Origin of the sequence: Photorhabdus kleinii (genome assembly GCF_025384885.1) — a bacterium.
GTDB lineage: Bacteria > Pseudomonadota > Gammaproteobacteria > Enterobacterales > Enterobacteriaceae > Photorhabdus > Photorhabdus kayaii.
Window position 1 is genome coordinate 1 of the sequence record NZ_JAJAFY010000085.1, and the last position, 9,139, is coordinate 9,139.

The 9,139-nt window shown below is 56.8% G+C and carries 2 protein-coding genes; both read right to left on the bottom strand.

Going from position 1 to position 9,139, the window contains the following annotated elements:
• Positions 1-7,115 (bottom strand): two-partner secretion domain-containing protein (locus tag LG003_RS21975; RefSeq protein ID WP_262981643.1); only part of this gene is annotated, 7,115 nt, incomplete at its 3' end.
• 48 nt (positions 7,116-7,163) lie between these two features.
• Positions 7,164-8,828, bottom strand: a complete 1,665-nt coding sequence (locus tag LG003_RS21980) for a ShlB/FhaC/HecB family hemolysin secretion/activation protein (protein WP_262981644.1) — start codon at positions 8,826-8,828, stop codon at positions 7,164-7,166.
• Between the last annotated feature and the right edge of the window lie 311 nt (positions 8,829-9,139).

The following is a 9,139-nucleotide window of genomic DNA, read 5'->3' on the forward strand; positions in this document are numbered from 1 at the left end:
TGCACCGAATCATAGTTGCTGTGCAGTTTGTTGCGGCTGGCATTGAGATTCAGAGTGCCGTTGGTGAGGGGACCCACGGTGGCACTGACGCCCGCGCTGGCATTCTGTTGTCGGCTGTCATAGCGCTGGCTGTCCTGCTCGCTGCTGAGTGTCAGATGACGTTTCACGTCGGCAGTAATCTGTTCGCCGCTGACCTGTGCCCCTTTCAGGGTGGTATCCCGGCCACTGTTCAACTCGACAGTCTGTCCCGCCTGTAACGTGGTGTTATGGTGGCTGACGCCGTTGCCGTTTTCACGGCCGTTGCCCCGACTGACATTAGCCGAAACATTCAGACCGGCGCCTCCGGGGCCGGCGGTCAGGCCCACGCCCAGCGAGCTGCCGTGGCTGCTGTTTTTGCCGGCGGTCTGTTCGGTGTTCCGGCTGGACGAGAGCGTAATATCCCGACGGGCATTGAGTTGCAGGTCTTTACCCGCCTGTAACTGGCTGCCCTGAATGCGGATATCGCCGTTCGGGCCGGATGTCCCTTTATCGTCACCGTGCGCCGTTATCGTGAGGTTATCCCCGGCAGTGAGATGGCTGCCCTGTTGGGTGGTCTGACGATACTGCTGTTCTGAACGAGAAGACTGGCGACCGTAGGACAGGCTAACCCCGGCCAGGTTATTATTGCCTTTCTCGTCACTGCCCTGGGCTTCGGCCAGTCGGGCGGCCTGAGTCGCTTGTACTCCGCTCAGAGCGGCTTTAGTATGCTGTAACGCTTTCAGGCGCGGGTCGGCGGTCTGTTGCGCTTCATGGGCCGTTTGCACGGCCGTGTTGATGGCGCCCCCAGCGGCGCCACTCAACGCCACGGTTAAGCCGCTCTGTTTTTGTTCGGTTTTTGTCGTGGTGTGATGGCGGTTTTCCGCACTGGTGACCGCGACCTGTTGACCGGTCAGCGTCAGGTCTTGACCGGCAATCACCTCACTGCCGTGAACCCGGAGTTGTTCTCCCGCGTTGAGCGTCACATTGCCCTGACTGCTGCCGACCGTGCTGCCTTTACTCAGCTGGCTGTCGCTGTCGCTGTCGGTGGTGGTTTTCTGGCTGGCCTTGCCTAATGTGAAACCAATCCCGCCCGTGCCCATCAGGCCGGATTTTTTCTCCTGCCGTAAATGGGTTTCACCGTGAGATTCTGCGGTGGTGGTGACGGTAAGCTGCTGACCGGCGCTCAGGCTGACATCCTGCGAGCCAGCCACATGGCTGCCGCTGATATGCAGGTCTTTTCCGGCCTGTAGATTGACCTTATCGCCGCTGAATGTGGTACTGAGCGCCTGCCGGTCATGCACTTCGTCGTGGGTTTCCACTGACGACTTGGACAGCCAGCCTTTACTGGTTTGTTTACTGTGCTCCACTAAATCGGATGAGGCGGTACCGGTGGTCAACGTCAGGTTATTTCCGGCCTGCGCCGTCAATTGTTGACCGGCATCGACGTGGGCGGCGGTGGCGGTCAAATCTTGCCCGGCTTGCAGGGTCACCTCACCGGCGCCGGTTATCTGGCTGCCGATATCCTGTTGTTGGGTCAGATGGCGGTAGTTCTCTTTTCCCCAGTCGCCCTGCTCTGTGCGGTGTGTACTTAAGGTATCCAGCGTCAGGTTACGGCCTGCGGTTATCTCGGTGCGACCGTCTTTACCGGCGTTTTTGACGTCACTGGCGGTTAATTGCACATTGTTGATGGCGCTCAGCGATAAGGCGCCCTTATCGTTCTGCACATAAATCCCCGCTGGACGGTCCAGCCAGCGGTTAGCCTCATCCCCGCGCAACGTAGACGCGCTGGTAATATCGCGGCCTGTCAAGGTTACCCGGTCATCCCCCTGAATCCGGCCGCCCCGGTTGGTGAGCGTCTGTTGGGCCGTCACATCCACTTTACCGCCGCGAATAAAGCCGCTGTTGGTCAGGTTGTTGGCCGTCAGTTGAGTGACGTCACGCCCGCTCATCGTGCCGCTGTTGGTGATATCGCCCTGACTGTTAAGGGCCACGGAATTACCGGCGAGTAGTGCGCCATCACTGCTCAGGTCGCCCTGACGGACACGCGCATAAACCTGCGGCACGGTGACCACCTCAGTAGTGCCGTCCGGCAAAGTCACCGTTTGGTTCGTCAGCCAGATAATATCCGAAGTCAGCAATGCCATCTGCGCCGGACTCAAGGCGACGCCCGGCGTTAACTGTTGCTGTTGGCCAAAGGCAATTCCGGCATCCATCAGCGCTTTAAACTGCGCTTCATCGTTGTTGTAGCCGGGCAGATAGCGCCGGCCGGTCAGTTGGGTGATTTGGTCCCGCACCAGTCGCTGTTCATAGAACCCATCGCCCAGGCGTTTGTGAACCCGCGCCGGGTCATGGGTTAACTGTTGCCGCATGTAATCCGAGCCCAGCCACTGTTTATACTGGGTGAATTTCGGGTCGGTTTCGACCAGATAGTGGCTGTCGCTGCCCGGTTGCACGGTATACAGGCTGTTATCCGGCAGGCGGGTGTTGGGGGTCACTACACGTATCGCCGGGTCGATTGTTTGCCCTTTCACCGTTTCCGGGGGCAAACTCAGTTCAAACGGCTGTCCGGGGGGCAAGACCAGAGGCCGGTCGTTTATCCCGCTCACCGGTTTGACCGCCGTGGGAGCCGCGTGTATCTGACCGGTCTGTCGGTCTGTAATCGTGATATCGGTGCCCTGTGGACGGGTGTGGTCCTGCCAGGCCAACGTTTTCAGGTCAATCGTTTCTATCACCGGGGCAGGGTTATAACCACTGCGGCTTTTCCCCTGCGAGGTTTTAGTGCCGCGGAATCTGGGCTTAAGTCGTTTCTTTTTCGCATACCAGTGAGTCTGACGACCTTTATCGGTGGTGATACGTTCGCCCTGAGTCGCTATATTGTGCAGTTCGCCGATTTCGCCGTTCAGCTCGCCGCCCGCCACGATTTGGCTGTCGTGATTAGTCACTTTCGCACTGTTGAGCGTGATATTGCCGCCCGCCAGAATTTTACCGGGGTCACTCTGTTTAACCTGCGTTTCCTTCACGGTACGAGTGTACTGATATTCGTAAAAGTCATTACTGCGGCTGCCGTCCGGCATGATGGCATCGTGCACGCCGTATGTGTTGTGGCGGGAGGTGTCTACCTGCGACCAGTCATAGCGGGTAGTCTGGCCGCTCAATACCGCGTCGTGATGTGGCGATTTTTCCGTTTCGACGACCTGAGTCACCAGACCGGCGTTGGTGTTTTGAATCTGGTCAGCCTGAATCTTCAAATTGTTCCCGGCCTCAATTGTCGCCGCGTGGTTATTGAGCTCACGCGCCTGACCGGTGGCTGTCAGGCTGTTGTCTAACTGGCCGCCAATGTGCATATCGCCCACGCTGTAAATCTGGGCATGGTGACTGTTGTTCAGTATCCCGGTGCCGATATCCAGTCGGTCCCGCGCCGCAATCACGGCGGCTTTGCCGTCCTGTGCGCTGTTATTCAGCGTGCCCGTCTGGAGGGCGAGTTGGTCGCCGTAAATGCGCCCGGTGCCGGTATTGTTCAGGGTGTTGGCCGTGAGATGGGTCAGGCCGCCGTCAATCAATCCGGTATTGTTCAGCGTATCGTGGACCTGGATTTGCGTTTGTCCGGCGCTGATTTCACCGGCAGCGCTGTTGGTCAGATTGTGCGCATCAAGATGCAGCGCCTGACCGGCTTTTATCTGGCGGTCATTGAGGAGATTGCCGGTGGTTTTCAGGGTCAGATTGCCATTGGCCGCGGTGTTGCCGGTATGGTGAAAATCCCCGGTTAAAGCGACCGCCATATCGCCCTGCGATAACAGTTGGCCGTCACCGCTGAGAGCTTCGGCGTTAATATCCACCTGTTTCCCGGCAATCAAGGTGCCCTGTGGGTTGTTAATCCTCAGATGCGGTTGCTGAGCCTCGCTGTTGATAGTGAGCTGTTTGCCCGCAGAGACCAGTCCCTGGAGATTATCCAAGGTCTGGCTGATGTTCGCTTGCAGATGGTCGGCCGCCCGTAAAGCGCCCTGGCGGTTGTCCGCCTGTTGGGCGTTGACCGTCAGGTTTTGCGCTTCCAGTCCTTTATCCGCTTGCGCCGTGTCGCGGTTAATCAGGTGAGCGGCGCTCAGGGTCAATTGCTGACCACCACGGATAAGGCCGCCGGTGTTATCGGTTTTGGTTTTGACATTGAGTGTGGTGTCGCCCACGGCTTGCACCTGCCCGTGTCGATTATCGAGCCGCTGGGTTTTCAGGTTGAATGTACCGGCCGACAACAATTTGCCGTCCCGGTTATCGGTTTGCGCCTGTCGGGTGTCGATAACCAACTGTCCGCCTTGCAGATGACCGTGGCGATTATCCAGCGGGCCGCTGGTGACGGTGGTCTTGCCCTCGCCAATAATCTGGCCCTGCTGGTTATCCAGTAATTGCCCGTCGGTGTCCAGATTCAGAGCGTCTGCGGATTGTAAGGTCCCGTTGCGGTTGGTGAGCTGTCGGCTGTGAATATCCAGCCCGCCATTTCCGGCTATCTGGCCCTGAGTATTATTGAGCACGCTGCTGGTCAGCGTCGTTTTGCCGTCCGCCGCTATCATGCCGCCAGTGTTATCGATGGCGCCGGTACGCAGGGTTAACTGCCCGCCGCTTAACAACCGGCCTGCTTTTTGGTCGGCATTGCGGGTATTAATGAGCCCATGCCCGTGGGTATCAACGGCCATCTCCCGGCCGGATTGTAACAGCCCCGCCGTATTATCCAGTTCACCACTGTTTAAGGTCAGGGTGTCCCCGGCTATCACCTGTCCCGCCGTATTGATGAAGGGCTGGCCGGTGGTCTGGCTGTTGATATGCTGCGCCAGCAACACGCCCTGCGTGTTATCCAGTGTCTGGCTGGTCGTGGTCAGTCGGGTTTTGGCTTCAAGATGACCGTGGGCATTCTGAATGGCTTTGCCAATGGTCAGGGTGGCGCGGTCCCCAGTGGCAACAATACTCCCCCGGCGATTATCCAGTTGAGTGGCGCTAAGCTGGAGTGCATTGCCCGCTTCCAGTCGGCCCGACTGATTGTCCAAGGTGTCTTTGACCGTCAGTGTCAGCGAGCCCTTGTCGGCGGCTACGAGGTTGCCATGACGATTATCGACCGTGGTTGCCTTAAGGTTCAGGTTACCGTTACCGGCCAGGGTGCCGTGCTGGTTATCCAGCAGCCGGGTGGTAAGGGACAGCGCGTCTTTACCCTGTTGTTGCATCACACCCCCTTGATGGCTCAGGGTGTCGGCATTGACGGTAATCTGCCCGGCGCGGGTCTCGGCCTGATTCAGTTGTAGTTCATCGGCTTGTATTGTCAGGGCGCCATTGGTGAGTAGTTTGCCCTTATCACCCAGCCAGCGTTGGCTGTTGAGCGACAGTTTCCCGTTGCCCGCCAGTTGCACTGTGCCCTGAGAGTTATCTGCGTGATGCGCAGTGAGATGCAGGTCTTCGCCGTGACTGGCAATATTGCCCTGACGGTTGTCGAGCGTGTCCGTGGTTATCGTGAGCTGTTTGCCCTGACTGAACAGGGTCCCGCCACCGTTATTCAGCGTGTGGGTATTCAGCCGCCATTCACCGGTCCCGGTTTGATTAATTTTCCCCTGCTGGTTGGAGATATCCGGCGTCGTGAGGTGGATTTCCTGTGCCACCAATTGCCCGCCGTCGTTATTAAACTGGCCGGGGGTTTTCGCGCTAAAACGGTCAGCGTTGACGGTGGCGCGAGCAGTACTTATCCCCAATTGACTGGCGGTGAGTTGAATCTGGCTAGCTGCGGTCTGGCTGTTACTCAGGTCAATCTGTTGACTGTGGATCGCCAGCGTGTCGGTCGCCAGATTTTTGCCATTGGCCTGAACGTGCTGCGCCGTCAGGGTCAGTGAACCGGGGCGGGTGGTGTTGCCCTTATCATCCAGTCCTGCCGCCCAGACGCTGTCATGGCTGCTGTATATTGTGCCTGCGGTGACCGTGGTATCGCCGCGGGCTTCCACCCGGCCTTGATTCTTTAACGCCCCTTTAGCTTGTAAATTCACCGTTGATTGTGACAGCAATTTGCCCGCGTTAGTGACATCGGCAGACGACGTTAATTGCAGCCCGTCACGGCTGCTGATGGTGCCGCGATTTTCTATCCAGCCATCGGCGGTAATATGCACGTCCCCGGCTGAGGCCCCGATATTGCCGGCATTATGGACGCCCACCCCCGTTTCGGTGCCTATTAGCCTAATTTTATGGGCATACATGCCGCCCAGTGCCGCCACATCCAACGCAAACTCCGGCTGGTCAGTGGCCTCAGCGGATTTTTTCTCAATCTTCTGGTGTGCCGCATCCACCCGATTGCGCCCGGTGGTCACTTTCAGGTCTTGCGCGTGTAATTTGGCGTTAATCGCCACCGAACGGGCGATAATATCGGTGTAACTTTGCTGGGTGCTGTCCATGCCGTGCCCGTCAATCCGCACTTCCCCCTGATTGACATCAAACCCTTTCAATCGGCCCCGCTCCATCAGGGCTTGTCCGGTGGTGAGCGTGGTGCGATGCGCGTTAATAAACCCGCAACCGTTACAAGTAATACCGGCCGGGTTGGCAATAATCACCTCGGCTTTATGCCCGGCTACTTCAATCCAGCCGTTGAGGTGACTGCGGTCGTGGCTGTTGACTTCATTGAGGATAACGCTGGCGTCCCCTTTGGCTAACCACGGATTACCCGCCACCATACCACCGAGTTGCGTCTGCGTGGCCTGATGGCTGTTATTAAGGATAACCCCTTGTTTATCCACATCAAACTGACGGTAGCTGTTGTGAGAAACGCCATCAGAGCCGGGCGTCTGGATATTCACCTGCGGCGTGCCGTTGGCGCTGCGGATAATTGTGGGTTGCTGACGCCCCGGCGCCTGCCCATCGGCGACAATCGCCGCCTGTGCCGTGAGGGAAATCCCGCCCAGCGCTAACAAGAGACTGAATCGTAACGCCGTGAACCGGCAACGACGCGACGGCAGAGATGGCCGACGAGCGCGGTGTCCCCGTCCCGTTCGTCCGCGCCCGGCACACACTATCTCGGCCACCACCATCCACATCTGACGGGCCTGATTAAAGATAATACGATATAACTGCTTATTCATGACTTTTGCTCCACACAACACTACCCACTGGCAGTTTTGCTATTTGAATTAATACTGCCAATACAGGTTGAATCCGGCCGTGACCGGGGAGGTTTGGAAACCGGCGGGTTTGGACAGCGGGATGCCGACAAACAGGTCGTAGCTCACCCCTTTCAGGTTGCCTCGCCAGCCCAGGGCACTTCCCGCCAGGTGTTTTCCGAGCAGCGCGTCACTGCCCCGTCCGCCCACTTCGCCATAGTCGATCCCCAGATACAGCGATTGCCCGCGTAGCGGGGTTTGCCAGTCCAGTTCGTTCCGGCTGTACCAACCCCGATCAGCGGATAACGTCAACTCGCCATCAAAGCCGCGTACCGTCCAGCGGCCGCCAATTGAAAAGCGATCCTGGGGCGTCAATGGGCTGGCGCTTATCTGGCGCAGATACTGGGTTTGATAAGAGAAGGGTTGAGAAAACAGCGTTACCGGCCCGGCCAGCGTCGCCGAGAATTGGGTGATTTTAGGTAAGGCGGTCCCTTCATTGCGATACTCTTCCGGCGCCGGTTGCGCGCCAAACCAGCGCATGCCCTGTTGGTAAGTCACCCGGGTATCGAGAGTGGCGTTGCCGATAGTGTGATGATGGGACAGCCCCAGCTTCCAGCCTGCGGTTTCCCGGCGCTGAACATCAACTTCGGTCTTATCAATAAAATTGCGCGAAGTCCGACGATAAATTTCACCGTTAAGCAAGGTTTTCTGGTCGGCGTTACGGTGCAGCACCCGGCTGAGCTGGACCGCCAGGTTTTGGCTTTTGCCCCGGTATTGGATCGCCTGATTCAGCCCGGCGATGGTCTGCATATAATCGTAATGACTGGCCGTCACGCTCGCCATCCAGTAGCCGAAGGGCAGCGAGTAATAGAGCGTGTCGTTTTGGCTGCCCTTCCCGGCAGACGCATGAATATCGCGTCCACCGGAGAGATAGAACAGGTCGCTTAGCGCCAGCGGGTTATCCAGAAAAAAGGTGAATCCGCCCTGATAACGCCCGGTGCTTTTGGCACCGGTATCATCCAGATACGTGGCGACTCGCCAGTGCCGTGACTGACGCCAGTCCAGCACAATATCACTCTCCCCCGGTTGCGCTGCCGGGACAATGTTCATCTCCGCCTGAACGGTCGGGAAACGTTGCAAGTTTTCCAGTCCCTGCTCGATATCCCGTAAATCCAGTAATTTTCCTTCACGCGCGGGAAAGGGGGTTATCCGCTGGATATATTTTCCGCTGTCAGGGGTATAGCGGATATGTCGGATGTAGCCCGGTATCATCACCAGTTTTAGCGTTTGGGTATGCAGATCCTGGCGAGGGACCAGAACCCGGCTGGTGACATAGCCGTGATTGATGAGCTGATCTTGCAGCCGGGTCATCAGCCGGTTAATGCCCTGAGCGCCGAGGCAATGGTTTTCACCCTGTTGAGCGACACGCCTGAACGGCAACCAGCGCGGGAAATTTTCAGTGCCTGCCAACACGACGCGGGTGATCGGAAAACACGGCGTTTCCAGCGGAAAGGCGGATGACACCGCCTGTTCGGGGACAGACAGGTGAACCTCCGCAGGGGGTGGGGCTAATTGCGCCTCCAGGGCTTGCTGGCGGGCCTGTTGATGAATGAGTTGTTGTGCTGAGAGGTCGGCGGCCTGACTGCCTGAAACCACGCTATAAAAAACCGCAAACACTAAAATACTGCTTTTCATTGACTTTCTATTCCACAATGCCAGAGCGGTATTAACCACGAATTTAACTTAGCGATCAATATTTAGGATTGATGATCAAATGGACATCTAAAATAGGGAAATTGGTTAAGTTAGCAGCAAAAACAAGGGGTTATATTGCAAGGCAAAAAACAGGCCAATGTGATTATTTTGTGACAATATTGTGTAAAAAATAGATTAATATTAATCATTTAATAACCAATACTAATAATTTCAAATTAATTTTATTTTTTGTGTTAATTATGTGATATATATCACATTTATGATGTTTTATTTCAGGATGTAATCACTGA